This window comes from Halomonas litopenaei (assembly GCF_003045775.1).
GTDB lineage: Bacteria > Pseudomonadota > Gammaproteobacteria > Pseudomonadales > Halomonadaceae > Halomonas > Halomonas litopenaei.
The window spans coordinates 102029-128739 of the sequence record NZ_PXNS01000006.1 but is presented as its reverse complement, the minus strand read 5'-3'; the positions used below and the strand labels follow the sequence as shown (position 1 = coordinate 128739).

Here is a 26711-nt window from a genome sequence, read left to right as displayed (position 1 = left end):
CTATCTGGATGCCTGGCCCGACACCATACCGACGGCTCGTTCAGGCCTTTTCGGCGGCATCGGCTCGCAGCTTGAAGCGCTGAATCTTGCCGCTCGGTGTCTTCGGCAATTCATCGACAAACTCGATCACCCGAGGGAAGGCGTGGGTCGACAGGCGCTCTCGCACCTGCTGACGAATTTCGTCGGCCAGGGCATCGCTGGCCTCGAAGCCGTCACGCAGCACCACATAGGACTTGATGATCTCGCCGCGGATCTCGTCCGGCTGCCCCACTGCCGCAGATTCCGCCACCGCGGGGTGGGTCAGTACCGAGTTTTCGACGTCGGTGGGGCCGACCCGATACCCGGCGGTGGTGATGATGTCGTCGTCACGCCCGGCGAACTGGAAGCTGCCGTCCTCGTTGCGCACCACCACGTCTCCGGTCAGGTAGTAACCCTCGGCGAAGGGATGCTTCTCCTGCCAGGTATAGCCCGGGAAGAAGTGCGCCGGCGAGCGCTCGATATCCACCGCCAGCACGCCGGGCTCACCGGGGGGCAACTCCTGGTACTCGGCATCGAGGATCACCAGGCGGTAGCCGGGCATGGGTACGCCCATGCCGCCGATGTGTTTCGGGTGCTCGAGCCGGTGGTGGTTGTTGCAGGTCATGCCGGTCTCGGTCTGGCCGTAGTGATCCATCACCGGACAGCCCAGCGCCGACTCCACCCAGCTCACCACTTCTGTATTGAGCGGCTCGCCCGCTGAACTCGCCGCGCGCAGCGACAGCGTCTCATGGGCATTGTCGAACAGACCCGAGGCCTTCATCAGCCGATAGGCGGTGGGCGCCGCAGCAAAGTTGGTGATGTCATGGCGCTGCATGAAGGCAAGCGCTCCCTCGGCGCTGAACCCCGCCTCGCAGAAGTGGGTGGTGACGCCCAGCAGCAGCGGCCCGGCGATGGCGTAGTAGAGGCCATAGGCCCAGCCTGGATCGGCCATGTTCCAGAAGCGGTCTTCGGGGCGCAGGTCGACGGCAAGTTCCATGTACAGCGCAAAGGCCGGCATGGCCGACAGCGGTACCGCCACCCCCTTGGGCTTGCCGACGGTGCCGGAGGTAAACATCTGCAGAAAGGGGGCGTCCGGCGACAGCCGCGGCGGCGAGTCCTGGAGCGCTTCGCTGGCCAGCGCCTCATCCCAGGACAGGTCCTGCGGGTACGCCTCGCTGGCCCCACCCAGCGCCAGCACCGGGGGACAGCTTTCCAGGCCGTCGAACTTGTGACGATTGGCCGCGTCGGTGATGACCAGGCGGGTGTCGGCGCGTCCCAGGCGGTAGTCCACCGCATCCGGCCCGAAGGCGGTAAACAGCGGCTGGTACACCGCACCCAGACGCCAGGTCGCCACCACTGCGACCAGCAGTTGCGGCGAACGCGGCAGCATGCAGGCGATACGGTCACCGACACCCAGCCCCCGAGCCGCCATCCAGCCCGCCAGACGCGCGCTTTGCTGGTCGAGCTCACGATAGGTCAACCGGCTCACCTGACCGGCGGTGTCCTCATGCACCAGCGCCAGGACGTCGCCTCTGCCCTGCCCTAGATGTCGACCACAGCAGGCATGATAGGCGTTGAGATATCCATCCTGGTGGTCGTCCAGACGATCGATCACCTGCTGGATGTCGAAGGTCTCGCGATAGCTCTCGGCATCGACGGGCGTGACGTGGCTCATGACGGGCCTCTTGCGTTGTGATTGTTGATGAAGCTCTCCAGGGTGACCCCGGCAGCAATATTCCGTTGACGTAAGCGTCAACCTAGCAAGCGCTAGGGTTGAAGCTAGAGGCTTCAACGTCATGACACAAGCAAGAGTGCGCTAGACCATCGTCTAGGAATACCTCGAAGTACCGCACCGACCGAGCACGACGGACGTGCCCGCGCACTCGGCGAAAGAATGAACCTCATCGAGGCAACGACAACGCGGGAATGGGAAAAGGAGAACAGGAGCAAAAGAGAAAAGAGAAAGAGAAAAGACGAGCAGAACCGACTACCAGGCACACGGCGCGCCCCAGCTGTCCATCACAGGGGGCGGCCCGCTACTCTGCCCTTGGCAGATCAAGGACGGCGGGTGATCATCACGACCAGTTCGTGGGCCAGCTGTTCGGGGTCACGCGGCCCGTCCGGGTCGTACCAGCGCACCGTCCAGTTCAGGGCGCCCAGCACAAAGCGCGAAACCAGGGCGCGATCGCCGGTGACCAGATCCGCTGCGATGGCGTCATCCAGCACCTCGTTCCACAGCGCCTCGTAGGCGTCACGCAGGTGGGTCAGGTGGTCCCGAGCGCCATCGTCGAGGCGCCGCCACTCATACAGCGCTACCACGTGGGCGTTGCGGTCGGTCAACAGCGTATCCAGATGGGCCCGCGCCATGGCATGCAGCCTGGACAAGGGGTCGGGCGCACTGTCCTTGAGCGCGGCTCGAGCCAGCGTCAAGGCGTTCTGGGTGCCCTCTTCGATGACCGCAGCAAGAATCTCCTGCTTGTCACGAAAGTGGTGAAAGAGGCTTCCTGACTTGATCCCCATTTCCTGTGCCAGCATGCGCACGGTGGTGCGATCGAAGCCTTCCTGGACAAACAGCTGAGCGGCGAGCCGGGTCAGCTCCTTGCGACGGGGCGAGTCATTCATTACATTCATCGACAGTTACACTAGCGCTTGCTTGGTTTCGTTGAGAAAAGCATAGCCCACCCTCGGGGTCAACGTCGTTTGCTGACCTTGTCGTACGCGATTCGCGTCGCGAGCGAAACCCCGGGGACTGAACCACACTGACATCACAGCGCCGTGTCCACGGCCCACACAAACACAACACCTTGCCGCTCGATCGCAGAATCGACATGCAAGAGTTTCAGGAGTCACGCCATGAGTCAGTCCGATATCGTCTTTCTTGCCGCTGCCCGCACCCCCATGGGCGGCATGCTGGGCTCCCTGTCCAGTCAGACCGCCCCCGAACTGGCCGCCTGCGCCATTCGTGCCGCCATCAAGCGCGCCAGGATTCCGGCAGACGCCATCGAAGAAGGGATCTTCGGCTGCGTGCTGCCGGCCGGGGTCAAGCAGGGGCCGGCCCGTCAGGCCATGCGCCAGGCCGGCATTCCCGACCACCGCGGCGCCACCACCATCAACAAGCTCTGTGGCTCGGGCATGAAGGCCACCATGCTGGCCCACGACCTGATCAAGGCCGGCACCGCCGAGGTCATGCTGGCCGGCGGCATGGAGTCCATGTCCAACGCCCCCCATGTGTTGACCAAGGCCCGTGGCGGCTACCGCCTGGGCCATGGCGAGCTCAAGGACCATATGTTCCTCGATGGCCTGGAGGACGCCGAGACCGGCAAGCTGATGGGTGGCTTCGCCCAGGAGGTCGCCAGTGAGCGCGGCTACGAACGCGAGCGCATGGACGACTTCGCCATCGCTTCACTGGAGCGGGCGATGCAGGCCACCGAGGCCGGCCACCTGGCCGCCGAGATGGCCCCCGTCACGGTCTCCAGCCGTCAGGGTGACACCTTGGTCGAGCATGACGAGCAGCCTTTCCAGGCTCGTCTGGACAAGATTCGCACCCTGAGGCCGGCCTTTGCCAAGGACGGTACCATCACGGCGGCCAACGCCAGCTCCATCTCCGATGGCGCCTCTGCCCTGATCCTGTCCACCCAGGCAGCGGCGGATCGCCTCGGCGCCACCCCGCTGGCCCGCATGCTTGGCCACAGCACCCACTCGCGCCACCCCAGCGAGTTCACCATTGCCCCGGTGGGCGCCATCGAGTCACTGATGAAGAAGCTCGACTGGTCGGTGGATGATGTGGATCTGTTCGAGATCAACGAGGCCTTCGCCGTGGTCACCCTGATGGCCATGGACGATCTCGGGCTGCCCCACGACAAGGTCAACGTCTTCGGCGGCGCCTGCGCCCAGGGTCACCCCGTCGGCTCCACTGGCTCGCGGATCATCGCCACCCTGATCCACGCCCTGCGCACCAAGGGCGGAAAACGCGGGATCGCCAGCCTGTGCATCGGCGGCGGTGAAGCCACCGCCGTGGCGGTGGAACTGATCGACTGAGGCCGAGAGCTGATCGACTGACGTCGAGACCTGGTTAGCCAACGTCGTAGTCTGAAAGGCAGGCGCGATGCTTGCCTTCCACGCCGATAAGCGGTCAGCATGGCCGGGGGCGCTCACAGGCGCTCCCGGCCATTTTTTTTGACCTCAGGTCTGGATCCACAACAGGACTCACGCATGGAGCGCTCTCGTCTGGCCCTGCCGCTGATCGTGCTGGCTCAGTGGTGCGGTACATCGCTGTGGTTCAGCATCAACGGCGTTGCCGCCTCGCTGGGAAGCGACCTCGGCATTCGCGAGGCCGAAATCGGTCACCTGACGCTGGCAGTGCAACTCGGCTTTATCGTCGGCACCCTGACGATCGCCGCCAGCGGACTCGCCGATCGCTACCGTGCCAGTCGCATCTTTCTAAGCGCAAGCCTGGCAGGCGCTCTGGTCAATCTCGCCTTTATCACGGTTGCCGAGCACCACGCCCTCGCCCTGCTGCTGCGCTTCGCCACCGGGCTCTGCCTGGCCGGCATTTACCCGTTGGGCATGAAGCTGGTGATCGGCTGGACCCCGCGTCACACCGGGGCCGCCCTGGCCTGGCTGGTGGGCATGCTGACACTCGGCACGGCCATGCCCCATCTGCTGCGCGGCGCCACCCTGGATCTCCCCTGGGCCTGGACCCTGATCCTGTCCTCGGCCCTGGCGGTGGCCGGCGGTATCGCCGTGGCGCTATTGGGCGACGGCCCGCACCTGCCAGCAAACGCGTCTCGCGCCAGGCTGAAGGATGGCCTTGCCGCCTTTCGTGATCGCCACTTTCTCAGCGTCGCCGGCGGCTACTTCGGCCACTGCTGGGAACTCTACGCCTTCTGGCTGCTGGTGCCCTTCCTGGTCGGCCGTGAGGTCACGCGCCTTCAGGCGCCAGCCGACTGGGCGCCCTGGCTAAGCTTTTCGGTCATCGCCGTGGGGGCGCTGGGCTGCATCCTGGCCGGCGCCCTCAGTCGACGCCACGGCAGCGCCAGCGCCGCCAACCTGGCGCTCGCCACCTCCGGCGCCCTGTGCCTGATCTACCCCTGGCTTGGTCAGGCCAGCCCCCTGCTGCTGCTGGGCCTGCTGTACCTCTGGGGCTTCAGCGTCATCGCCGACTCGGCCCAGTTCTCGTCACTGGCCTCGGCCACCGCCCCCAGGGCACACATCGGCGCGACCCTGGCAGTGATGAACGCCATCGGCTTCACCCTTACCCTGCCCGGCATCTGGCTCGGTGCCAGCCTGTGGCAGGAACACGAACTGAGCGTGTTGTGGCTACTGTTGCCCGGACCGGTGCTGGGACTGTGGTCGATGCGTGGTGTCGCCGCCTACGTCCGCCGCCAGCCCGCCAGTTCCTGATGCCAGCCCCCTGACACCAGCCCCCTGACACCAGCCCCCTGCACCAGACCCTGACATCAGATGCAGACACCAACCCTGACACCAGAGCGGACCACCACCGTTCCTGGGCCCGGTTCACAGGTAGTAAAAAGGGAGGCCCGAAGGCCTCCCTTTGCTACCGCAGTGAACGCTACCACGCTAACCGGCGCTTCTCGGCCTAGCCGTAACGACCGGTGATGTAGTCCTCGGCCTTCTTGGTATGCGGGGTCGAGAACATGGTCTTGGTGTCGTTGTACTCGATGACCTCGCCTAGGTGGAAGAACGCCGTGTAGTCGGCGACACGAGCCGCCTGCTGCATATTGTGCGTCACCGTGATGATGGTGTACTGCTGCTTGAGCTTGTCCATCAGGTCTTCGATGGTGGCGGTGGAGATCGGGTCCAGCGCCGAGGTCGGCTCATCCATCAGGATCACGTCCGGCTGGACCGCGATGGCACGGGCGATGCACAGACGCTGCTGCTGGCCACCGGACAACGAGGTGCCGGGCTGGTGCAGCTTGTCCTTGACCTCTTCCCACAGGCCGGCGTCACGCAGGGCGCGCTCGACCAGCTCGTCCTGGTCGGCCTTGCGGCTGACCAGGTCATGCATCTTCGGGGCATAGACGATGTTGTCGTAGATCGACTTGGGGAAGGGGTTCGGCTTCTGGAACACCATGCCGACCCGACGCCGCAGCGCGACCTCGTCCATCTTGGGCTCGTAGACGTCGCGGCCATCCATCTCGATCAGGCCCTTGACGCGTACGCTCGGGATCAGATCGTTCATGCGATTCAGGCAACGCAGGAAGGTCGACTTGCCGCAACCGGACGGGCCGATCAGGGCGGTCACGTTCTTCTGGTACAGATCCATGTCGATCGACTTCAGCGCGTGGAAGTCTCCGTACCAAAGATTCAGGTCGTTCACTCGAATGCTCAACTCGTGGTTGGCATCCTCGTTGCGAGTGACCGGCTGGCCGGGCTGGTCCTGCTTCATCACGCTATCTCCGCGCTGGGCAACTTTCATGTTCATGGCAACGTATCCTGTTTGGGGGCCGGTTTACCAGCGCCGCTCGAATTTCTTGCGCAGCACCACCGCGGTGGCGTTGAGCGTGATAAGGATCGACAGCAGCACCAGAATGCCGCCCGACGTCTTCTCGATGAAGGCCCGGTCAGGCTCGCCCGCCCAGGTGAATATCTGTGCCGGCAGCACGGTGGCCGCCTCGGTAAAGGAGTTGGTCACATCGGGGATGAAGGCCACCATGCCGACGATGATCAACGGAGCGGTCTCGCCCATGGCCTGAGCCAGGCCGATGATCGAACCGGTCATGATGCCCGGCAGCGCCACCGGCAAAACATGGTCGCGCACCATCTGCCAGCGTGAGCAGCCGACGCCGAAGGCGGCATGACGGATGGAGTCGGGCACGCTGCGAAGCGCGGTCCGGGTGGCGATGATGATCACCGGCAGGGTCATCAGCGCCAGGGTCAGGCCACCGACCACCGGGGAGGAGCGCGGCACGCCGAAGAAGTTGATGAAGATCGCCAGGCCCAGCAGACCGAACAGGATCGAGGGAATCGCCGCCAGGTTGTTGATGTTGATCTCGATCAACTGGGTAAAGCGGTTGTCCGGCGCGAACTCCTCCAGGTAGACCGCCGTCATCACGCCGATGGGAAAGGCTACCGCCAGGGTCACCAGCAGGGTCAGCACGGTGCCCATGGCCGCCGAAGCGATACCGGCGAGCTCGGGCATCTTGGAGTCACCGCTGGAGAAGAAGGTCGAGTTGAAACGCAGCTCGGCCCGCCCATCCTCTTTCAGCCGATCGACCACCGCCATTTCCTTGTTGCTGAGCTTGGCGTGGTGGCCCTTGAGGTACTGGTCCACCTGGCCGTCGGCCAGCACCCACTCCATGCGGGAGGTACCGAGCAGGTCCGGGTTGTCTTCCATGCGACCCGGAATCAGGCGCAGATAGCCGCGACTGACCAGCGGGCGGACGTCTTCCTGAACCGCCGCCAGGGGAATCTGGCTGGCCTGCTCGGAGTAGTCCACCTCGACCTGGATCTGGGCCTGCTGGAAGGCCGGCAGCCCCTTGACCAGCATGTCGGCAAAGAACAGCACCAGGAACAGGCCGGCAAGACCGAGCGCTCCCATGGACGCCCACTTCAGTCGGGCCGACCTGCGGTGGCGAGCGCGGAGCTGGGCGCTGATGTCATCGAAGGATTGTCTCATTGGCTTTGGCTCCACGGCTTACAGGTTGTTGACGCGATACTTTTCGCGGAAGCGACGGATCATGATCACCGACACCAGATTCAGGCTCAGGGTCACCACGAACAGCATCAGTCCGAGTGCGAACGCCGACAGCGTCTCGGCACTGGCGAATTCCTGGTCTCCGGTCAGCGCGGCGACGATGCGCACGGTCACGGTGGTCATGTCTTCCAGCGGATTGAAGGTCAGGTTGGGGCGCATGCCTGCCGCCATCACCACGATCATGGTCTCGCCCAGCGCCCGGGACACCGCCAGCAACGAGGCCGAGATGATGCCCGGCAGGGCTGCCGGCACCACGATGTCGCGAATCATCTCGCCCTTGGTCAGGCCCAGCGCCAGCGAACCTTCGCGCATGCTGTTGGGCACCGAGTTGATGACGTCATCGGACAGCGAGGAGATGAACGGAATGATCATGATGCCCATGACGATGCCCGGGGCCAGGGCGTTGTTGAACGAGGCCTCGAGACCGAAGAACCCGGCCACGGCAACGATGATCGGCGCCACCGTGATGGCGGCAAAGAAGCCGTAGACCACGGTCGGAATGCCGGCCAGCACCTCGAGCACCGGCTTGGCGATGGTACGCACCTTGGGCGGCGCGAACTCGGCCATGTAGATGGCCGCCAGCAGACCGATCGGAATCGCCACCAGCATGGCGATGAAGGTGATCATGAAGGTACCGGCGAACAGCGGCACCGAACCGAACTTGGCGGCACTGGCCCCTTCCTCGGCGCGACCGGCGGCCTCGAGGAAGCTGGCACCCGGGTTCCAGGTGGTGCCGGTGATAAAGTCCCAGAAGCTCTGCATCTGGAAGAAACGGATCGCCTCGAAGACGATGGACAGCAGGATCCCCAGGGTGGTGAAGATGGAGATCAGGGCCGCGCCGGCGAGAAAGAAGCGGATGACCCGCTCGATCGCCTGACGCGCGTGGAAGTCGGGACGCACCATCGCCACGCCCAGCACCAGGCCGATGCAGGCGATGACCAGGCAACTGGCCAGCAGCAGCAGCGGCGGAATCTCGGCACCCACGAGCAGCATGATGAAGCTACCCACGGCACCGACCACCAGCGCAGGACCCGCCGTGGACATGACGGTGAACCAGCCGTACTGATCGGGTTGGGCGTACATGGAGGTGCCGGAGGCTCGGACTCTGGCGGCCTTGCCGCGGGCCAGGAAGAAGGCGATCAGACCGAGCAGAAGCAGCGAGCCGCTGAACATCGCCAGGAGTTGATTGGTCTGCATGGGTGTCTCTCGGGGTTCTGTGCTCAAGCAAGCATGGGCTTGCCGGAACGTGTACCGGCCGACACCCGTTGCAGGATGCCGGCCGGCGTGATCAGGACCGTGTCCCTTACTTCAGGTCGGCCAGCTCGAGGGTCTCGTGGTTCTCGACGGCACTACGAGCCTCGGCGCGCTCGTCTTCCGGCGCCGGGATCAGGCCGATGCCCTTGAGGTAGCCGAGGTCACCGACCATCTGCTCGCTCATGAACATGTTGGCGTACTCGTACATGGCCGGCACGTCTTCGGCGTGCTGGTTCTTCACGTAGAAGAACATGGAGCGAGACACCGGGTACTCACCGCTGCCGATGGCGTCCGGAGTCGGCTCGACGCCGTCGATGCTGGAGCCGATCAGGGTGTCGGAGTTCTCTTCCAGGAAGGAGTAGCCGAAGATGCCGAAGGCATCGGTGTTCTCGGCCAGGCGCTGAACGATCAGGTTGTCGTTCTCGCCGGCGTCGATGAAGGCACCGTCGGCGCGCACGTCGGTGTAACCTTCACCGCCGTAGGCCTCCATGTCCTCGGAAACGGCTTCCATCACGAGCTCAGCGAAGGCATCACGGGTACCGGAGGTGGTGGGCGGTCCGTAGACGGCGATCTCGCGATCCGGCAGCGAGGAATCGATGTCGCTCCACTTGGTGTAGGGGTTGTCGACCAGCTCACCATCGACCGGCACCTTGGCGGCCAGCGCCAGGAAGATCTGCTCGCGGGTGACGTCCATCGCCTCGTTGTCGCCGGACTGGGCGAAGGCGATGCCGTCATAGCCGATGAAGGCTTCGGTGATGTCGGTCACACCGTTGGCTTCACAGGTCTCGAACTCGGAAGTCTTCATGCGACGCGAGGCGTTGGTGATGTCCGGGGTATCGTCACCCAGACCGGAGCAGAACAGCTTCATGCCGCCACCGGAACCGGTGGACTCGATGACCGGCGTCGGGAAGTCGGTGGTGGCACCGAACTCTTCGGCCACGTAGCTCGAGAACGGGTAGACGGTGCTGGAACCAACGATACGGACTTGATCGCGGGCTTGAGCGACACCCACCACGCCCATGACGGCGGCGGCGATAGCGGTGGTCTTGAGGATGCGGTTCATGGAGAAAGCTCCTGATGATGAGATGGTCAACCTTCGCGAAACACACAATGCCGCAGAAAAATGACAGCTTCATGACAGTGCACTCCGGTTGACGCCTTCCCGATACCTCTTACGTTTCCCCCCTGCCCCTCCTCCTGCCCGGCCATGTCATGACAGCGTCACGGCCCTGTCACCGCGACCCCGGTCATCGCCACGCTTTTACAGCCGACGGCAACCTGAGCGGACACAAAAGAAGCTGCCGCAAAAAAAGGCCGCCCGGCTTTGCGCCGGACGGCCAATCTGGTGTCGCTGCGATAGCGACGACATGAAACAACCAGGTCAGCTGATCAATAGCCCCAATGCCGCCGCGGCGCACAGGGTCAAGGACGCCGCCTGCAACAGTCGCCGAGGCAACTTCGGCGCCAGCACCGCCCCTAGGGCGTGGCCCGCCACCACCATGGGCATGAAACTGAGGCTCACGCCCAACAGCCACAGCGGCACCCTGCCCACGGCGGCCAGGCTCGCCAGGGTCATCAACGACGAGATAAGAAAGAACGCCGCCAGGTTGCCCCGCAGGCGGTCCATCGGCATGCCGTGCATCAGCAGCACGATGGGCGGTCCGCCGATCGCCGCCACGGCACCGAACACTCCCGACAGAAAACCAGCACCAAACAGTGACGAGCGGTTGACCGGCAGGCGCAGCTTGAACAGCGTCACCACCACCGCAAACAGCACGATGCTGGCGATCATCACCTCCAGCGTCGCCATGGGTGCCACCAGCAACAGCCAGACCCCGAGCAGGGTTCCCGGCACCTTGCCCACCAGGGCCATGGAGATATCGGTCATGGCGACTTCCCGGCGATAGCGGCGTACCACCAGACAGGACACCAGAAAGCCGTAGACCACCAGCACCACCGGCACCAGGGACGGCGCCTTCAACAGGATCAGTGGCGCCCCCACCACCGCCATGCCGAAGCCGGTGGTACGCTGGACGAAGGTCCCCAACGCCAGTACTGCCCCCACCCACAGCCACGAGCCGAGGGTCAGCTCGCTGAGCACCCACCACTCCCTTGCGCAGTCCTGCACTGCGGCCAGCAACGACGCCATCATGACGCCGCCTCCTCGACCCGAGGCGGACGTCCGGCGAGCACGCGCAGGCCGACGTTGCCGATCAACGCCACCGTGACCATGGCGATCACCATGGGCCAGGCAGAGTCGATTTCAAAGGCGGTGACCAGGGCACCGGACAGTGCTGCACTGCTGAACTGGATACTGCCGAGCAGCGCCGTGGCGGTAGCGCTCATATGACTGAAACGCTCCAGCAGCGACGAAATGGCGTTGGGCGAGATCAGACCCACCACGCCCAGAAACGCCATCACCAGAGGCACCACCGTGAACAGCGAGTCCGTCCCCGTGGCCACTACCACCAGCAGGCCGCCGGCGGCGACCAGCTGAATGGCGAGACCAAGGCGCAGGTTCTGCTGGGGTGTACGCCGACGCAGCAGGCGAATATTGACCCGGTTGGACAGCGCCATCACCACCACATTGGCACCAAAGACGAAGGGATAGGCCGCCGGCGACAGCCCGTAGTGCTGCATGTAGAGAAACGGCGACGAGGTGACGAAGGCAAAGATGCCGGCGAAGGACGCCGCCACCGCCAGGATGTAGCCCATGGCCTGACGGTCGGTCAGCACACTTGCGTAGTTGCGCAGCACCTGACGGGGCGAGGCCACCGGTGCCCCTGCTGGCCGGGTCTCCGGCAGAAAGGCCCCGAGCAGCCACATCAGGAAGGCGGCATAGACAGCCAGGAAGACGAAGATCAGCCACCAGTCGGCCAGGTACAGCAGCAGGCTGCCGACCATCGGCGCCACCAGCGGCGCCAGCATCAGGATCATCGCCATGGTCGACATGACCTTGGCCGCCTCGCGGCCACTGAAACAGTCGCGCACGATGGCTGCGGAATTGACCACGCAGGCGCCGCCGCCCAGCGCCTGGACAAAGCGCCAGACCAGAAGCTCCGTCAACGAATCGACGCTGACGATCACCAGACTGGCGATCAAGAACAGGATCTGTCCGGCCAGCAGCACCGGCTTGCGTCCGATGCGATCGGAAAGCGGCCCGCAGGTGAGCTGGCCCACGGCAAAGCCGACCATGAACACGCTGAGTGAAAGCTCGGTGTGATGAACACTGGCCCCCACCGACTCGGCCAGCGCCGGCATGGCCGGCAGATAGGCGTCGATGGCGAAGGGGGCAAGGGCGGTATTGGCGGCCACCAGCAGGGCGACACGCCGGGCATTCAGGGACACAGGCGCTCCATGAAGAACAAGGTTTGAAAAATTGTCATCGGGTTGATCGTGACGCCGCTGCGGCTGTTGTCCACATCGACGCCTTGGTACAGTAGGTCCAGCTCACCACCGCCCATCTACGGAGATTGCCACATGGCAGACGATCTGCTGACCCAACTGAAGGCGATGACCACGGTGGTCGCCGACACCGGCGACCTGGACGCCATTCGTCGCTTCCAGCCCACCGACGCCACCACCAACCCGTCGCTGATCCTGCAGGCCGCCAGCCACGCCGATCGTCGCGCCCGCCTGGCCGCCATTGCCAAGGAGGCCAACGACATCGATGACGCCCTCGATGCCGTGGCGGTGGACATCGGCAGCGAGATCAGCGAGCTGGTGCCTGGCTATGTGTCGACCGAGGTCAGCGCACGGCTATCGTTCGATACCGAAGGTACCCTGGCCCGCGCCCATTCACTGATCGAGCGCTATGCCCGCAAAGGCGTCGGCGCCGAGCGCATCCTGATCAAGGTGGCGTCCACCTGGGAAGGCATTCGTGCCGCCAAGACGCTGGAGCGAGAAGGCATCCGCACCAATCTGACGCTGCTGTTCAGCTTCGCCCAGGCTCAGGCCTGCGCCGATGCCGGGGTCACGCTGATCTCGCCCTTCGTCGGCCGCATCCTCGACTGGCACAAGGCCCAGCAGCCGGAGGCCGACTTCAGCGGCGACAACGATCCCGGCGTGCAATCGGTCAAGCGCATCTACGACCACTACAAGGGCCACGGCTACTCGACCATCGTGATGGGCGCGAGCTTCCGCAACACCGACGAGGTCAAGGCGCTGGCCGGCTGCGATCGTCTGACCATCTCGCCGGCACTGCTCGAGGAATTGCACGGTCAGCAAGGCGCTCTCGAACGCCGCCTCGTGCGCAGCGACGCCGAGACCAGCGCACCGGAGCCCCAGACCGAAGACGACTTCCGCTGGGCCATGAACGAAGACGCCATGGCCACCGAAAAACTGGCCGAAGGCATCCGTAAGTTCATGGCCGATCAGCGCAAGCTGGAAACCCTGCTGACCGAACTGCGCCAGGGATGATCACGAGCGCACCACCGGCAAGCCTTGCTGGGCCTGGCTGCAGATGATCAAGAGGGCGATCCATGGATCGCCCTCTTGCATTATGCGGTTGCCAGCTTGCGGCGATCTGACACCGCTTTCCGCTTTCGGAGTTCGCCATTTTCTACGCCTTCGGCGCCTTCTGCTGAACACGCCTTCGGCGCGTCGACGTCAGGCCCGGCAAGGGCAGGATCAGGCCTTGTGCGAAGCGTCGTTCTGGGCCTCGAGCATCTCGACCAGCGGCTGGAACTGTTCGTGGTTATGCTCGTTCATGCGCATCAGGATACGATGCGCTTCGAGGATGCGCTCCCGCAGCCCCTCTTCATCGGCGGGCACTTCGGGGAGCTCCTCGAAGTCGTCGACCTCGGCGATGGGCCGCTCCAGCAAGGTAAAGAAAGCGCCAAAGCCCATCACCTCGAGCATCCGCTTGACGTCGGGATTGTCGGCCACGATGGTCGGCGCCTGCTCGAGCTTGCCGCGCAGCGCCATGGCCACCTTGGCCAGGAAGCCAAGCGCCGTGGAATCGACGTTGCTGGCCTCGCGCAGGTCGATCATCACCGCCTTGAGTCCCGGCGTGTCGGCCAGTTGCTGGGCCTGGAGATCCAGGGTGGCACACAGGGTCAGGCGCACGTCGCCACATAGCTTCAGGACGAACACACCGGCCTCGAATGCCGCCTTCAGTCGACCTTCATGCACTTTCATCGCCAAACCCGCTCACCAACATGATCGTCAAGTCGTCGGGCAGCTCTTCGCGCCCCGAGGTGGGGTCCTCCAGCGCTTCTTCATCGCTGGAGAGCGCCCCCAGGGCCAGCCCCCGACGCATCGTATCCAGGGAATCACTGTCTTCGACCCGCTGCCTGAGATCGTCAAGGCGCGCCTCGAGACTGTCCCCCGGCAAGCACTCCAGCACCCCATCGGAGCAGAGCCAGAGCGAAAAGTCATCGGGCAAGTCACATCCCAGTGCCGGATAACTGACCTCCGGAAACAAGCCTACCGGCATGCCCTCTCCCGCCAGCGTGGTGACGCCCTCGTCGGACTTCAATAGCGGCATCGGCAGCTGCGCGCCGAGAGAATAGTGCAGATAGCGCTTCTGCTGGTCGATCACGCCGACGAACAGGGTGGCGTGCTTGCCGATCCCCGTGTCCAGCAGCTCCCGATTCAACTGGGACAGCCAGCGCGGCGGCAATGCCTCGGGTGCCTCACCGTCCCACTCGCCTTGCCAGCGATTGAACAGGTACTTGAGCAGCACCGTCACGAAGGCGGACGAGGCTCCGTGGCCCGACACATCAGCGAAATAGAATAATGTATAGCGCTCATTGTACGCCTGGATATCGAGAAAGTCGCCTGACAGATACAACGAGGGCGCAAGCCAGTAGTCACAGCCGATCGCCCCCAGTTGCTGCGGCCTCGGCGGCAGCATGCGACGCTGGATCTGACCGCCGGCCTGCTGGTCGAGCCGGAGCATCGCCAGGTGGGTCTCCAGGCTCTCGTTGAGCTCTTCCAGTCGCGCTCGATCCTCTTCACGCTCCCGGGCCAGACGATTGACGTCCACCACACGCCGGATCATCCGCCTGAGCAGATGGGCATGGCGCAAGGGGTCGATCACGTAGTCGACAAGGCCCGCGTCAACGGCCTTGAGCAGATCGTCGTCTCGCCGGTCCTCGCTGACCACCAGGGTGGGCCAGCGCTCGGCCAGCACCATCCACTCGCGACTCGGTACCGCCAGCGAATGTGCCACCACAAGCGCCGTGGAGCCGGGAAGCTCATCGGCGCTGGCGGCGGCAAAGACCGCAAGTCCGTCGCGAGCAATCGCGTCCACCAGGGCGTCGCGGTGCTCGCCCGGGTGGTCGATTACCCCGATCAGAGGTTTGGCTGCTTGCATGCAGATGCCACCTTACTCGGCGAAGGCATCTTCGTCGTAGTCAAAGCCATCGTCGATAAAGCTGTCGTCACCAAGCTCACCATCGGTGACCTCGAAACGACGACGCTGTAGCCAGGCGTCACGAATGAAGCTGTAGCGATCACCGCGAATCAGATCCTCCTGATCGAGAAGGCTGGCACGCGCGTCGAGCAGCTCGAGACCACGCAGCGAGTAGCGCACGGTGTCGTCCTCGACGTAGGTCAGCGGGTAGGTGTACCAGTCGACCGGCAAGGCGCTGGTGTCACGCACTGTGCTGGGGCCGAGGAACGGCAGCACCACGAAGGGCCCCTCGCCCACGCCCCAGGCAGCCAAGGTCTGGCCAAAGTCTTCCTCATCGGCGATAAAGCCGGCATGGGTCGCCGGATCCAGAAGACCACCCAGACCGAAGGTGGTGTTCATCAAAAAGCGCATGCTCGAGTTGCCCGCATTGGCACCCTTGCCCTGCAACAGGCTGTTGAACACCGTGCGCACTTCGCCGAGGTTGTCGAAGAAGTTGCTGACACCGCGCTCGAGCGGGTCCGGGGTCACGTAGCGATAACCCTGGGCGGCAGGCTTGAGTGCATAGCGATCCAGCACATCGTTGAAGGCGAAGACCCTGCGATTGAAGCCCTCCCAGGGGTCCGCTGGATTGGGCTCGCTGGATACGCCGCTGCTGGCGCAGCCACTTGCCGCCAGGGCGACGGCCATGACCAGGACACCCCTCTGCATGCCCTTGCCCAGGGCACCGCTGTAGTTCGCGTTCATCGTTCGACTGCCTCCCTTGCCTGTCCTTGTCACGATCGTCAATCTATCGGCGCTGTTGTCCGGGGTTGGACTCCGGGTAGCGTCAGCGACGACGCCTCTGCGTACGGCAGTCGTCTGGTTCCGCCGACGAGTCAGCTGTCGGTTCCCCGGAGGGTCGGCCTCAGTCCCTGCGAATCACCACGCAGCCCGCACTGTAGCCCGCGCCGAAGGAACACACCACCCCGGTAGCGCCCGGTTCCAGGTCTTGATGATGCAGATGGAACGCGATGATCGAACCGGCAGAACTTGTATTAGCGTAACGGTCAAGAATAATCGGCGCTTGATCCGGAGCAGGCTCCTGGCCCAGCACCCGTCGTGCGATAAGATCGTTCATGTGTCGATTGGCCTGATGCAGCCATAACCGCGACAGCGTACCAGGCGCGATATCCAGGCTCTCCAGGTGGTCACGGATCAACTGTGCCACCATCGGGCAGACTTCCTTGAAGACCCTGCGGCCTTCCTGCACGAACAGCTTGTCGGCTGCCTGGGGGTCGGCGTCGGTGACGCGGTTGAGAAAGCCCGCATTATTGCGAATGGCGTTGGAAAACTGCGTCACCAGGCGGGTCCCGAGGACCTCGAACCGTGTCTCGGCTGTCGCCACCTGGTCGCTTTCCAGCACCAGGGCGGTACAGGCGTCGCCAAAGATGAAGTGGCTGTCGCGGTCGCGGAAGTTCAGGTGTGCCGAACACACCTCGGGGTTGACCACCAGGGCGCGGCGCACGCCGCCGGAGCGGATGGCGTTGGCGGCGTTGTCGATGGCGAAGGTGGCCGAGGAACAGGCCACGTTCATGTCGAAGGCGTAGCCCCCGGTGCCCAGCGCACGCTGCAACTCCACCGCCACCGCCGGATAGGGGCGCTCCAGATTCGAGCAGGCCACGATCACCAGGTCGATGTCGGCGGCCTCGACCCCCGCCGCGGCCAGCGCCTCGTGCGAGGCGGCCAGCGCCATCTCGCACTGGATGCCGGGGCTGTCGTTGTCGCGCTCGTCGAGCTTCGGGCGCATGCGCTCAGGATCAAGGATACCCTCGGCGTCCAGCACGTAGCGGCTGTGGATACCCGAGGCCTTGACGATGAATTCACTGCTGGAATGCGCCAGGGCGTCACGTTCCCCGGCCTCGATCGCCTCGCGGTGGCGGGCATTCTCGGCATCCACCCAGGCGTTGTACGACGCCACCAGGGCGTCGTTGTCGATGGCGTTGGCCGGGGTATACAGGCCGCTACCGGTAATAAGCACCTTCGCTGGGGTCATGCCCTTCTCCTTCATGCGGCACCTCGGTGCCGCCGGTCGATCGCGACCGCCCGGGGCGGCCACTCACTTTCGTCATCTTTGGCGCGGGGGCCTTACCCCCGCCCGGTCAATTCCGCCCAGCGTTTCTCCAGGCGCTTCTCCGATACCGGCATGGCGGTACCCAGCTGCTGCGCAAACAGCGATACCCGCAACTCCTCGATCCACCAGCGAAACTCCACCAGCGATGGATCTTCGACGCCGCCTCGGTGCTCGGCCTGTCGACGCGTCTCGAGGCGCGTCTCGAAGTCCTGCACCGTCTGCATCAGCATCTGGTCGCGCATGCGCTCGCGCGGGGCCTTCTCCAGGCGCACCTGGGCGGCCTCCATGTAGCGCGGATAAGCCTCGAGCCAGGCACCGGCGTCGGTCACGAACCCCGGGTACACCAGCCGCTGCATCTGTGCCTTGAGATCACTGTATACCAGCGCCAGCGACAGGCTCAGGTTACCCTTCAACGCCTTTGTCACCGCCAGGTGGCCCTCCAGTGCCGGCTTGAGCACCGCCACCAGCTCGTCGGCATGGGGAACGATATCCTGGCGAACCGCCTGAATGCGTTGTTCCAGGGCCTCGGCACTTCGCGGCAGCGGGTCCACCGCCACGACCTGCCGGAAGACGGCCGTCACCACATCTTCGGTCAGTGCACGCTTGCTGCCTACCTTGGCGAACAATAGAGCACAGGTCGACAGTCCCTGGGTACGCTCGATGGCCTTCACTTGATCTGGCAGGCGTTCCATCGCCGCCTTGACCACCCCGCGGCGATGCGCTTCATGGGCCTTGGCCGGATGATCGAACAGCTCGAGGCTGAGCCCGCTCGACGAAGGCACCAGCGCCGGGAATGCCTCGACACGAATCCCGGCCTGGGAGGTCACCCGCGACTCCGGCAATGCCTGCTCGGGGAAGCCCGACAGCTCGGACTGGCTCTCCACGCTCTTGGCCAGCGCCCGGGCACCCTGACTGGCGGCAGCCTCGAAGCGCCGCTCCAGCGCCCGCAGGTCGCGGCCCTGGCCCAGCACCTTGCCACTGTGGTCGACCACCTTGAGGTTCATCACCAGATGGGGCTCGAGCTGATCGAGGCGCCAGTCGTCCGGCGACAGGCGCAACCCGGTCTTGACCCGCAGAAATTCACCGAGCGCCTCGGTCAGGCTGCCGTCCCCGGGCACCAGTGCCTCCAGCGCTGCGTCGACCCAGTCGGGGATCGGCACCACCTGCCGGCGTATCGACTTGGGCAGCGACTTCAACAGGGCGATGCACTTGTCCCTGAGCAGTCCCGGCACCAGCCACTCGAGGCGAGACGACGACAGCTGAGACAGCATCGCCGCCGGCACCGTCATGGTCACACCGTCATCCTCGGCCCCCGGCGCGAAGTGATAAGCCAGCGGATAGCGCACACCGTCGATCGACAGCTCGTCAGGATAGGCGTCACCGGTGACGTCATCCGCCTCCCGTGCCAGCAGCGCCTGACGGTCGAACTTGAGAAGCTCAGGGTCACTGCGCTCGGCCTTGCGGCGCCAGGCCTCAAAGCCCTTGCCGTTGACGATATCCTCAGGCAGGCGAGCGTCGTAGAAGTCGAACAGCTGCTCCTCGTCCACCAGAATGTCGCGCCGCCGTGCACGATCCTCGAGGTCCTCGACCTCGTCGATCAGCGCCCGGTTGTGGGCGAAGAACTCGCCCTTGGTGCGAAACTCGCCTTCCACCAGCGCCCGGCGGATAAACAGCTCACGGCTTTCGACCGGGGCGATGGGACCATAGTGGACCTTGCGCCGGGCCACGATCGGCAGCCCGAACAGGGTGACCTGCTCGAAGGCCACCACCTGGGCCCGCTTCATCTCCCAATGGGGCTCGCTGTAGCTGCGCTTGACCAGATGGCCCGCCAGAGGCTCGATCCACTGAGGCTCGACCTTGGCCACGCTGCGCGCGAACAGCTTCGAGGTCTCGACCAGCTCCATCGCCATCACCCACTTCGGAGACTTCTTTGAAAGCCCCGATGCCGGATGAATCATGAACTTGCGATTGCGCGCCCCAAGATACTCGCGGTTCTCGGTCAGGGTGCCCAGATGGCTCAGCAGGCCGGTCAACAGCGCCTTGTGCATGGCCACCGTCTGCTGACGCTTTCGCTCCTTGGCCTGACCGTCGTCATCTTCACCTTCGGCGGCGATGGCGGGCCTGGCCGACGGCACCTGGATATCCATGTCCTTGAGCAGCTGACGCAACTGGCGGAAGGTATCGTGCCACTCGCGCAGGCGCAGGTAATTCAGGAAGTTATCACGACACCAGCGACGCAACCGGTTGCCCGAGAGTTCCTCTCGGGCGGCTTCGAAGCCGTGCCACAGATTGAGCAGCGCCACGAAGTCGGAATCCGGATCCTGCCAGCGGCGGTGGGCCTGATCGGCGGCTTCGCGCTTGTCGGAGGGTCGATCACGCGGGTCCTGCACCGCCAGCGCCGAGACCACGATCAGCACCTCGCGCAGGCTCTGCTGCTCGCCCCCGGCCAGCACCATGCGGGCCAGGCGCGGATCGATGGGTAGTCGCGCCAGCCGTCGCCCCAATGTCGTCAGGCGGCTGTTGTCGTCGACCGCACCCAGCTCATAGAGCAACTTGAAGCCATCGGTGACGAAGCGCGAGTCAGGTGGATCGACGAAGGGAAAGTCCTGGATGTCGCCCAGTTTCAGCGACAGCATCGACAGGATCACCGAGGCCAGGTTGGTGCGCCGGATCTCCGGATCGGTAAACTCAGGGCGCGCCAGGAAGTCGTCTTCGTCATACAGACGGATGCACACGCCTTCCGCCACCCGGCCGCAGCGGCCCTTGCGCTGATTGGCGCTGGCCTGGCTGACCGCCTCCACCGGCAGGCGCTGAATCTTGGCGCGATAGCTGTAGCGACTGATGCGCACCAGCCCCGGGTCGATCACGTAGCGGATACCCGGCACCGTCAGCGAGGTCTCGGCCACGTTGGTGGCGAGCACGATGCGCCGCCCGCTGTGGGGAGCAAACACGCGGTTCTGCTCGGCGTTAGAAAGCCTGGCGTAGAGCGGCAGTATCTCTGTGCTCTTGAGATCGGCGCGCCGGAGCACGTCGGCGGTCTCGCGGATCTCACGCTCACCGGGCAGAAACACCAGGATATCGCGGGGACCATGGAACCAGCGCTTTTCGCGCTCGATGGTCTCGATTTCCTCCACCGCGTGAAGGATACCCTCGCTGAGGGTGCGGTCTTCCTCGTCATCTTCGTCGCGGATCAGCGGCCGATAGCGCACCTCCACCGGGTAGGTACGACCCGAGACCTCCACCACCGGAGCAGGACGCACGACGCCGTCCTGGTCTCGGCTGGCAAAGTGCTGACTGAAGCGTTCCACATCGATGGTGGCGGAGGTGATGATGACCTTGAGGTCGGGGCGGCGATCGAGCAGGCGCTTGAGGTAGCCGAGCAGGAAGTCGATATTGAGGCTGCGTTCGTGGGCCTCGTCGATGATCAGGGTGTCATAGCGGCGCAGGTCCGGATCCTGGCGGGTTTCCGCCAGCAGGATGCCGTCGGTCATCAGCTTGACCAGGGTGTCGTCGTTGGTCTGGTCGGTGAAGCGGACCTGATAACCCACCTGCTCGCCCAGCGGCACCTGCAGTTCTTCTGCCAGACGGGTCGCCACCGAGCGCGCCGCCAGGCGCCGCGGCTGGGTGTGGCCAATCAGCCCGCGACGGCCAAGCCCCAGCTCCAGACACAGCTTGGGCAACTGGGTGGTCTTGCCGGAGCCGGTTTCGCCGGCCACCACCACCACCTGATGGGACTCCAGTGCCTTGAGAATATCGGCTCGCCGCGCCGCCACCGGGAGCTGTTCGGGATAGTCGAGCGTGACCGGGCGCGCCTGGCGCGAGGCCAGGGTCTGACGAGAGCGCTGCCAGTGGTGCTCGACCTCCTTGAGTCCCCGGTCGATGGGCTTGCCGTCGCGTCGACGACGCTCGAGACCGGCCAGACGCTTGGCCAGCGTCGGGCGATCGCGAAGCATCACCTGTTCCAGTCCTTCGGTCAGAAACTTCAGGCGAGAGGCGTCGTCGGCGTTTTGCTGGGCGGTGGGCGTAGAACTACTCACGTTGGGGTCGAAGGCTCCGGGTGGATCATGGGCGCCGCGTCGCACGGACGCGGGGCGGGAAGGCTCCCGCAACGCAAAGGGCGCTATTGTAACGCCGCAGCCAAGGCAAGGGCCAATCGCCGGCCCCTGCCCTTCCCCGGACCTTGTCGGCGGGCGTCAGCCGTCGGTGCCGGTCCCGGTTTCGGTGCTGCCTTCGTCACGCAACTGGCGCCGGAGCACCTTGCCGACGTTGGTCTTGGGCAGTTCGTCACGAAACTCCACCAGCTTGGGCACCTTGTAGCCGGCCAACTCCTGCTTGCACCAGGCGCGCAGCTCGTCACTGGTCAAGGAGCTGTCCTTGGCCACCACGAACAGCTTGATGACTTCGCCGCTGGTATCGTCGGGCACCCCGACGGCGCAGGACTCGACCACCTTGGGGTGGGCCGCGACCACGTCCTCGATCTCGTTGGGATAGACGTTGAAGCCGGACACCAGAATCATGTCCTTCTTGCGATCGACGATACGCACGTAGCCATCGTCCTGGATGACCGCGATGTCACCGGTGTGGAAGAAGCCATCGGCATCGATGACCTTGGCCGTCTCGTCATCGCGGTTCCAGTATCCCTTCATCACCTGGGGGCCGCGCACGCACAGCTCGCCCGGCTCGCCCGGCTCGGGGTCGCCACCGTCAGGGTTGCACAGCTTGAGCTCGGTGCCGGCGACGGGGCGGCCGATGGTGCCCAGCTGTATCGCCTCCACCGGGTTGAAGCTGACGATCGGCGAGGTCTCGGTCAGGCCGTAACCCTCGGCGATGGGGCAGCCTGTCACCTCTTCCCAACGCTTGGCCGCGGCCTTGGTCAGCGCCATGCCACCGGAGATGGTCAGGTGCAGGTGGGAGAAGTCCAGCGCCTTGAAGTCGTCACGATTGCATAGCGCATTGAACAGCGTATTGAGCCCTACGAAGCCGGTGAAACGCGTCTTCGAGAGTTCCTTGATAAAGGTATCGAGGTCCCGCGGATTGGTGATCAGCAGCGAATGGTTGCCGCCTTCCAGCATGAACAGGCAGTTCACCGTAAAGGTATAGATGTGATAGACCGGCAGCGGCGCGACCACCACCTCGCTACCCTCGCTCAAGCCACCCCCGATGATCTGCTTGGCCTGCAGCATGTTGGCCACCAGATTGCGGTGGGTCAGCATCGTGCCCTTGGCAAGCCCGGTGGTCCCCCCGGTGTACTGTAGCGCGGCGATATCGTCGAGCTCGCGTTCTACCTCACGGTGCTCGAGGGAGGCGCCTTGCTTGAGCACCTGACGCAACCCGACCGCCTTGGGGATCGAGTAGCGCGGCACCATCTTCTTGACGTACTTGACCACAAAGTTGATCAGCGGTCGTTTGGGGAAGTCGTGCAGGTCACCGATCTCGGTGATCACCACATGCTCGATGTCGGTCTTGTCCAGCACCCGCTCGAGCTTGTCTGCCATGTTGGCCAGGATCAGGATCGCCTTGGCGCCGGAATCCTTGAACTGGTGGGTCATCTCGCGCTCGGTGTACAGCGGATTGGTGTTGACCACCACCATGCCGGCGCGAATGGCACCGAACACCGCTACCGGGAACTGCAGCAGATTCGGCAACTGGATCGCCACCCGATCACCGGGCTCAAGGTTGGTCTCGTGCTGCAGCCAGGCGGCGAAATCACCGGACAGCCGGTCAAGCTCGGCGTAGGTCAGGGACTTGCCCATGCACGAGAAGGCCACCTTTTCGTCGTAGCGCTTGACGGAGCGGTGGAAGATATCCATCACCGAATGATAGTCATCGAGCCCTTCCAGGGCCTCCCCCCGAACGATCGATGCAGCGGCGTTCTCACTCATGGGCGTTCTCCATTCGGGGGACCAGGTCCCCTCTTATTATCAAATTGTGGTGTCGACACTGGCTACCATAGCCCAGTCCCGCAGCGACTGTAATACGCTTGATTCAAACTTTCGTTTAAAACCCGCTATTCATCGCTTAGATAACGGGCCACGATCTCGCCTTCCCGCCACACCAGCAGCTCACCCGGCTGCATGCGCACCCACTCTTCGTTGTCGGTGAGCGGTTCGGTGGCCAGCACCGAGACCACATCGTCGGGGGTGGTGTGCTCGACAAAGTTGACCACCATCTCGGCGTCCGACAGGTTGGCCTCGCCAAAGGGCGCGCGGCGGGTGATATGGGCGAGCTTGGTGGAACAATAGGTGTACAGGTACTCGCCGTCGGCCAGCAGCAGGTTGAAGACGCCCAGACCTCTGAGCTTCTCGCACAGCTCGTGCAGCGAAGACCACAGACCGCGACGATCCTCCGGCGGGTCTGGATAGCGCCGCCGGAGCTCACCCAGCAGGTGGCAGAAGGCGTGCTCGCTGTCGGTGGACCCCACCGGTCGATAGCTGGCGAGGTCCAGCGTCTCCCAGCCGGACAACTGGCCGTTGTGGGCATAGCACCAGGGCTGCCCCCACATCTCGCGCACGAACGGATGGGTATTGGCCAGCTTCACTCCGCCCACATTGGCCTGGCGGATGTGGCTGATGACGATATTCGACTTGATCGGGTATTCACAGATCAGCCGGGCGATTCGCGAGTGCACCGAAGGATGAGGGTCGCGAAATTCGCGATAGCCCCCCTCTTCGTAAAAAGCGATGCCCCAGCCGTCACGGTGGGGACCGGTGCCGCCGCCACGATGCAGAAAGCCGGTAAAGCTGAAACAGATATCCGTGGGCACATTGGCACTCATGCCCAGAAGCTCACACATGGGGTTCCTCTCTTGTTGACCCGGCCGCAGCCAGGCGAGTGCGCCGGCGACGCCACAACAGCCAGGCGATCACCACCACCGCCAGGATAGCGGCCACCAGCCAGCTGCGCGGATCATGCCGAGCACGCTCGAGGGCGGGCTCAAGACCAGGCCTTCCCTCGCGCCACCACTGCACCAGCCGCTCGGGGCCTTCATTCACCAACGCCACAAACTGGTCGGCCAGCGCCTCGCCAGCCTCCTCCTCGGCCTGTCGCTCACTGGCTTCGGCGAAGCGTTCACCGGACAGGGTGGGGCCTGCCAGCGCCCGATCCAGGGCCACCTCGCCATCGCGATTGATCCACAGCGGCGGCAGGTTCCAGCGGGTCTCGTTGCCGTCGATCGTCGCCACCGCCGAGATCCGCAGCGGACGGCTGACCTCATCCTCCTGGGGCGGAATTTCCAGGCTCCAGCGCCTGGCGTCTGCCGGGGCCACCTCCAGCGACTGGCCCAGCAGATCGGCCTCGAAGCGGGTGTTGTCGTGGCCAAGGCGCGGATGTTCGGCCACCAGCGTCACCCGACGCCCGGATTCGTCCAGTGCCGCGCCGACGGCCGGCAGCACATTGACCGCCTGCACCCGTCGGCGATGGAAGTCCTCGCCCTCGGCGGTGATCACCAGCTCAGCCGCGCCGGTGCCCGACGGCGACGGCAGCCGCCCGCGAAACACGCCATCATCGTTGCCAAGCGCCAGGATCTGCAGGCCGTCCACCGCCTCGCCGGACAGCTCCGCCGTCACCTTGAGCCCCTCGGGCACCGTCACCTCGCCGTCACTTTCGACACGCACCGCCAACGGCACCTCGAAGCCGGAATACAGCGTCGCGGGCAGCGTCTCCGTCACCAGGTGGCGATCGCTGTTGACGGTAATCCGCGAGTCCGCCGCCAGAGGACCTTCGATCCGCCACTCCCCCTGGGCGGGGTCGGGTACGCGGATCAGGTCGAAGCGTGGTTCCCGCTGCCAGCGCACCTCTGCGGGTGCGGTGTCGCGGGTGTAACGGGTGCCGTCCGGCGCCACCAGGGTCACCTCTCCCTGGCCGGGGTCATGGAAGATCAACGCGGAAAAATCGTCGACGCCGGCATCGACGGTGAAACGACGGTCCTCAAGCGGCACCTGATCCACCGGGAAGATGCGCTCGACGATATCGAGAAAGGCGCCCAACAGGGCGTCCGGTGTCTCGACCACCGCCGCCAGCCCCCCGGTGCGCTGCGCCAGTCGCTCGACCAGGGCAACGTCGGCGCCTGGCGAAAAGGCGATGGCGTGGATGGCCACCCCCTGGTTGGCCAGGTCCGGCACCATCGCCTCGACCAGGCGTTGGCGAGAGGCAAGGTCCACGTCGGGCTTGGCACCCCGGCCCGGCGACAGGTCGATCACCCCGTCGGTCAGCAACACCAGGTGGCGCCAGCCGTCACCCTCGGCTGCTGCCGCGGTGCGCAGCGCCGCCTCGATATCGGTATGCTGCTGATACTGTTCCAGCGCCGGCGGCAGCGCCAAGGCCCGCTCGCGCCACTGGGCGTCGACCTGCCCCAGAGGCAACGGATTGTCGATCGACTCGCCGAAGGTCCAGATGCCGGCGCTGACACCACTCGGCAACAGCGCCACCAGCATGTCCAGCGCACTGCCTGCCAGGCGATTGGGGTCATTGGTCTTCATGCTGCCGGACACGTCCACCACGACGCGAACGTCCGGTGGCTCATCCGAGCCCGCTTGCCCAGTCGCCGACTGGGCAAGCGCCGTCAGCGGCGACAGGCACAACGCCACGATTGTCGCCATCATTACCCCTTTCCCGCAGCGTTGCTGGCCCCGCTTGGCCATGTGTCCTCCTTGGAACTCGCCCGGAATCTCCAGGCCGTGGGCGGTGGACGTCTTTTACATCCCCCTTCGACGTGTTCATCGATGGTCCACCGTTCACGGTGGCCAGAGCGACCTCGCCAGCAGTTTCTAGCCGAACAGTTTCTAGCCGAGCACCGGCTCCTGACGCTCCCGCCCTTCTTCACGCGACGCCCCATGAGCCTCTGCGTCCTGGTCACGCGCCGCTGCAGCGGCCTCGGCCTTGCGCAGACGGCGGCGACGGCCACTCCACCACAGTGCCAGTCCGAACAGCGCACCGATCGCGGCGCCGACGATGACGCGCGTGGCCGCCGGCACCAGCACGCCATTGTTGCCGTCCATGAAGGCGACCGCTGCCACCATGATGGCCGGCGCCTGACCGCTGTAGACCTGGCCTTCCTCGATCAGCGGCAGTTCGAACATCGACGGCATCCACATCACGCCGGCCACTGCCCAGGTCAGCACCAGGCGTGGCAGGCGCGGTAAAAAAGCCAGTCCAAGGTAGCCAGCCAACAGTACGACCAGCGACAATGCGCCATAGATCAACCACAGCGTGGACATGGAATCCGAAATCAACATTGCATGCTCCAACCTGACGTG

General features: G+C 64.7%; 20 protein-coding genes. 3 read left to right on the top strand and 17 right to left on the bottom strand.

Going from position 1 to position 26711, the window contains the following annotated elements:
- Positions 1-40: 40 nt before the first annotated feature.
- A complete protein-coding gene (locus tag C6W88_RS12070; protein WP_108132635.1) occupies positions 41-1693 on the bottom strand; it encodes an AMP-binding protein in 1653 nt (550 codons plus the stop codon).
- A gap of 380 nt (positions 1694-2073) precedes the next feature.
- Entirely contained in the window at positions 2074-2640 is a 567-nt protein-coding gene (locus C6W88_RS12065; RefSeq protein WP_045993235.1) for a TetR/AcrR family transcriptional regulator, read from the bottom strand.
- 231 nt (positions 2641-2871) lie between these two features.
- Here C6W88_RS12065 and C6W88_RS12060 point away from each other — a divergent pair, with 231 nt between their 5' ends.
- Both C6W88_RS12060 and C6W88_RS12055 read left to right on the top strand, forming a co-directional pair.
- A complete protein-coding gene (locus tag C6W88_RS12060) occupies positions 2872-4056 on the top strand; it encodes an acetyl-CoA C-acyltransferase (protein ID WP_108132634.1) in 1185 nt (394 codons plus the stop codon).
- A 174-nt stretch (positions 4057-4230) separates the two neighbouring features.
- Entirely contained in the window at positions 4231-5421 is a 1191-nt protein-coding gene (locus C6W88_RS12055) for an MFS transporter (protein WP_108132633.1), read from the top strand.
- A 196-nt stretch (positions 5422-5617) separates the two neighbouring features.
- On the opposite strand, the gene pstB is transcribed toward C6W88_RS12055, so the two are convergent.
- The 6 genes from pstB to C6W88_RS12025 form a co-directional block, all read right to left on the bottom strand.
- The gene (gene pstB / locus C6W88_RS12050) at positions 5618-6427 is read right to left on the bottom strand and encodes a phosphate ABC transporter ATP-binding protein PstB (protein WP_045993272.1); all 810 of its coding nucleotides are present in this window, start codon (positions 6425-6427) and stop codon (positions 5618-5620) included.
- Positions 6428-6490: 63 nt separating this feature from the next.
- Complete coding sequence (gene pstA / locus C6W88_RS12045; RefSeq protein ID WP_108132632.1) at positions 6491-7657, bottom strand: phosphate ABC transporter permease PstA; 1167 nt, start codon at positions 7655-7657, stop codon at positions 6491-6493.
- Positions 7658-7675: 18 nt separating this feature from the next.
- The gene (pstC, locus tag C6W88_RS12040) at positions 7676-8932 is read right to left on the bottom strand and encodes a phosphate ABC transporter permease subunit PstC (protein WP_108132631.1); all 1257 of its coding nucleotides are present in this window, start codon (positions 8930-8932) and stop codon (positions 7676-7678) included.
- Positions 8933-9038: 106 nt separating this feature from the next.
- Complete coding sequence (locus tag C6W88_RS12035) at positions 9039-10052, bottom strand: substrate-binding domain-containing protein (RefSeq protein ID WP_108132630.1); 1014 nt, start codon at positions 10050-10052, stop codon at positions 9039-9041.
- A gap of 318 nt (positions 10053-10370) precedes the next feature.
- Positions 10371-11141, bottom strand: coding sequence for a TSUP family transporter (locus C6W88_RS12030; RefSeq protein ID WP_308812435.1), 771 nt, complete (start codon positions 11139-11141; stop codon positions 10371-10373).
- On the bottom strand, positions 11138-12337 hold the full coding sequence (locus tag C6W88_RS12025; RefSeq protein WP_045993229.1) for a Bcr/CflA family multidrug efflux MFS transporter: 1200 nt from the start codon (positions 12335-12337) through the stop codon (positions 11138-11140). Before C6W88_RS12025 ends, C6W88_RS12030 begins: the two co-directional genes overlap by 4 nt.
- Positions 12338-12469: 132 nt before the next feature.
- Between C6W88_RS12025 and tal the strand changes: the two genes are divergently transcribed.
- Positions 12470-13408 carry a transaldolase gene (gene tal, locus C6W88_RS12020; RefSeq protein WP_045993228.1) on the top strand — a complete coding sequence of 313 codons (939 nt, stop codon included), beginning with the start codon at positions 12470-12472 and terminating at the stop codon, positions 13406-13408.
- A 210-nt stretch (positions 13409-13618) separates the two neighbouring features.
- Here tal and C6W88_RS12015 read toward each other — a convergent pair whose 3' ends face one another.
- The 9 genes from C6W88_RS12015 to C6W88_RS11975 form a co-directional block, all read right to left on the bottom strand.
- Positions 13619-14128 (bottom strand): STAS domain-containing protein, encoded by a 510-nt coding sequence (locus C6W88_RS12015; RefSeq protein WP_045993227.1) that lies wholly within the window; start codon positions 14126-14128, stop codon positions 13619-13621.
- Complete coding sequence (locus tag C6W88_RS12010) at positions 14115-15308, bottom strand: PP2C family protein-serine/threonine phosphatase (protein ID WP_045993226.1); 1194 nt, start codon at positions 15306-15308, stop codon at positions 14115-14117. Before C6W88_RS12010 ends, C6W88_RS12015 begins: the two co-directional genes overlap by 14 nt.
- A gap of 12 nt (positions 15309-15320) precedes the next feature.
- Entirely contained in the window at positions 15321-16091 is a 771-nt protein-coding gene (locus tag C6W88_RS12005; RefSeq protein WP_045993225.1) for an MlaA family lipoprotein, read from the bottom strand.
- Between the two features lie 160 nt (positions 16092-16251).
- The gene (locus C6W88_RS12000; protein ID WP_045993224.1) at positions 16252-17379 is read right to left on the bottom strand and encodes a beta-ketoacyl-ACP synthase III; all 1128 of its coding nucleotides are present in this window, start codon (positions 17377-17379) and stop codon (positions 16252-16254) included.
- Between the two features lie 92 nt (positions 17380-17471).
- The gene (hrpA, locus tag C6W88_RS11995; RefSeq protein WP_108132796.1) at positions 17472-21494 is read right to left on the bottom strand and encodes an ATP-dependent RNA helicase HrpA; all 4023 of its coding nucleotides are present in this window, start codon (positions 21492-21494) and stop codon (positions 17472-17474) included.
- A 156-nt stretch (positions 21495-21650) separates the two neighbouring features.
- Complete coding sequence (locus tag C6W88_RS11990) at positions 21651-23339, bottom strand: AMP-binding protein (protein WP_108132629.1); 1689 nt, start codon at positions 23337-23339, stop codon at positions 21651-21653.
- A 125-nt stretch (positions 23340-23464) separates the two neighbouring features.
- Positions 23465-24250 carry a class II glutamine amidotransferase gene (locus C6W88_RS11985; RefSeq protein ID WP_108132628.1) on the bottom strand — a complete coding sequence of 262 codons (786 nt, stop codon included), beginning with the start codon at positions 24248-24250 and terminating at the stop codon, positions 23465-23467.
- On the bottom strand, positions 24243-26096 hold the full coding sequence (locus C6W88_RS11980) for a vWA domain-containing protein (RefSeq protein ID WP_108132627.1): 1854 nt from the start codon (positions 26094-26096) through the stop codon (positions 24243-24245). Before C6W88_RS11980 ends, C6W88_RS11985 begins: the two co-directional genes overlap by 8 nt.
- Positions 26097-26237: 141 nt before the next feature.
- A complete protein-coding gene (locus tag C6W88_RS11975) occupies positions 26238-26690 on the bottom strand; it encodes a hypothetical protein (RefSeq protein WP_108132626.1) in 453 nt (150 codons plus the stop codon).
- Between the last annotated feature and the right edge of the window lie 21 nt (positions 26691-26711).

Bases quoted from the DNA above. Each gene is read 5' to 3' on its own strand.
- C6W88_RS12055 (WP_108132633.1), top strand. From the start codon at position 4,231: ATGGAGCGCTCTCGTCTGGCCCTGCCGCTGATCGTGCTGGCTCAGTGG.
- C6W88_RS12065 (WP_045993235.1), bottom strand. From the start codon at position 2,640: ATGAATGACTCGCCCCGTCGCAAGGAGCTGACCCGGCTCGCCGCTCAG.
- C6W88_RS12030 (WP_308812435.1), bottom strand. From the start codon at position 11,141: ATGATGGCGTCGTTGCTGGCCGCAGTGCAGGACTGCGCAAGGGAGTGG.
- C6W88_RS12000 (WP_045993224.1), bottom strand. From the start codon at position 17,379: ATGACCCCAGCGAAGGTGCTTATTACCGGTAGCGGCCTGTATACCCCG.
- pstA (WP_108132632.1), bottom strand. From the start codon at position 7,657: ATGAGACAATCCTTCGATGACATCAGCGCCCAGCTCCGCGCTCGCCAC.
- C6W88_RS11985 (WP_108132628.1), bottom strand. From the start codon at position 24,250: ATGTGTGAGCTTCTGGGCATGAGTGCCAATGTGCCCACGGATATCTGT.
- C6W88_RS12015 (WP_045993227.1), bottom strand. From the start codon at position 14,128: ATGAAAGTGCATGAAGGTCGACTGAAGGCGGCATTCGAGGCCGGTGTG.
- pstB (WP_045993272.1), bottom strand. From the start codon at position 6,427: ATGAAGCAGGACCAGCCCGGCCAGCCGGTCACTCGCAACGAGGATGCC.
- C6W88_RS11980 (WP_108132627.1), bottom strand. From the start codon at position 26,096: ATGGCCAAGCGGGGCCAGCAACGCTGCGGGAAAGGGGTAATGATGGCG.
- C6W88_RS12010 (WP_045993226.1), bottom strand. From the start codon at position 15,308: ATGCAAGCAGCCAAACCTCTGATCGGGGTAATCGACCACCCGGGCGAG.
- C6W88_RS11990 (WP_108132629.1), bottom strand. From the start codon at position 23,339: ATGAGTGAGAACGCCGCTGCATCGATCGTTCGGGGGGAGGCCCTGGAA.
- C6W88_RS12060 (WP_108132634.1), top strand. From the start codon at position 2,872: ATGAGTCAGTCCGATATCGTCTTTCTTGCCGCTGCCCGCACCCCCATG.
- C6W88_RS12005 (WP_045993225.1), bottom strand. From the start codon at position 16,091: ATGAACGCGAACTACAGCGGTGCCCTGGGCAAGGGCATGCAGAGGGGT.
- pstC (WP_108132631.1), bottom strand. From the start codon at position 8,932: ATGCAGACCAATCAACTCCTGGCGATGTTCAGCGGCTCGCTGCTTCTG.
- C6W88_RS12070 (WP_108132635.1), bottom strand. From the start codon at position 1,693: ATGAGCCACGTCACGCCCGTCGATGCCGAGAGCTATCGCGAGACCTTC.
- tal (WP_045993228.1), top strand. From the start codon at position 12,470: ATGGCAGACGATCTGCTGACCCAACTGAAGGCGATGACCACGGTGGTC.
- C6W88_RS11975 (WP_108132626.1), bottom strand. From the start codon at position 26,690: ATGTTGATTTCGGATTCCATGTCCACGCTGTGGTTGATCTATGGCGCA.
- C6W88_RS12035 (WP_108132630.1), bottom strand. From the start codon at position 10,052: ATGAACCGCATCCTCAAGACCACCGCTATCGCCGCCGCCGTCATGGGC.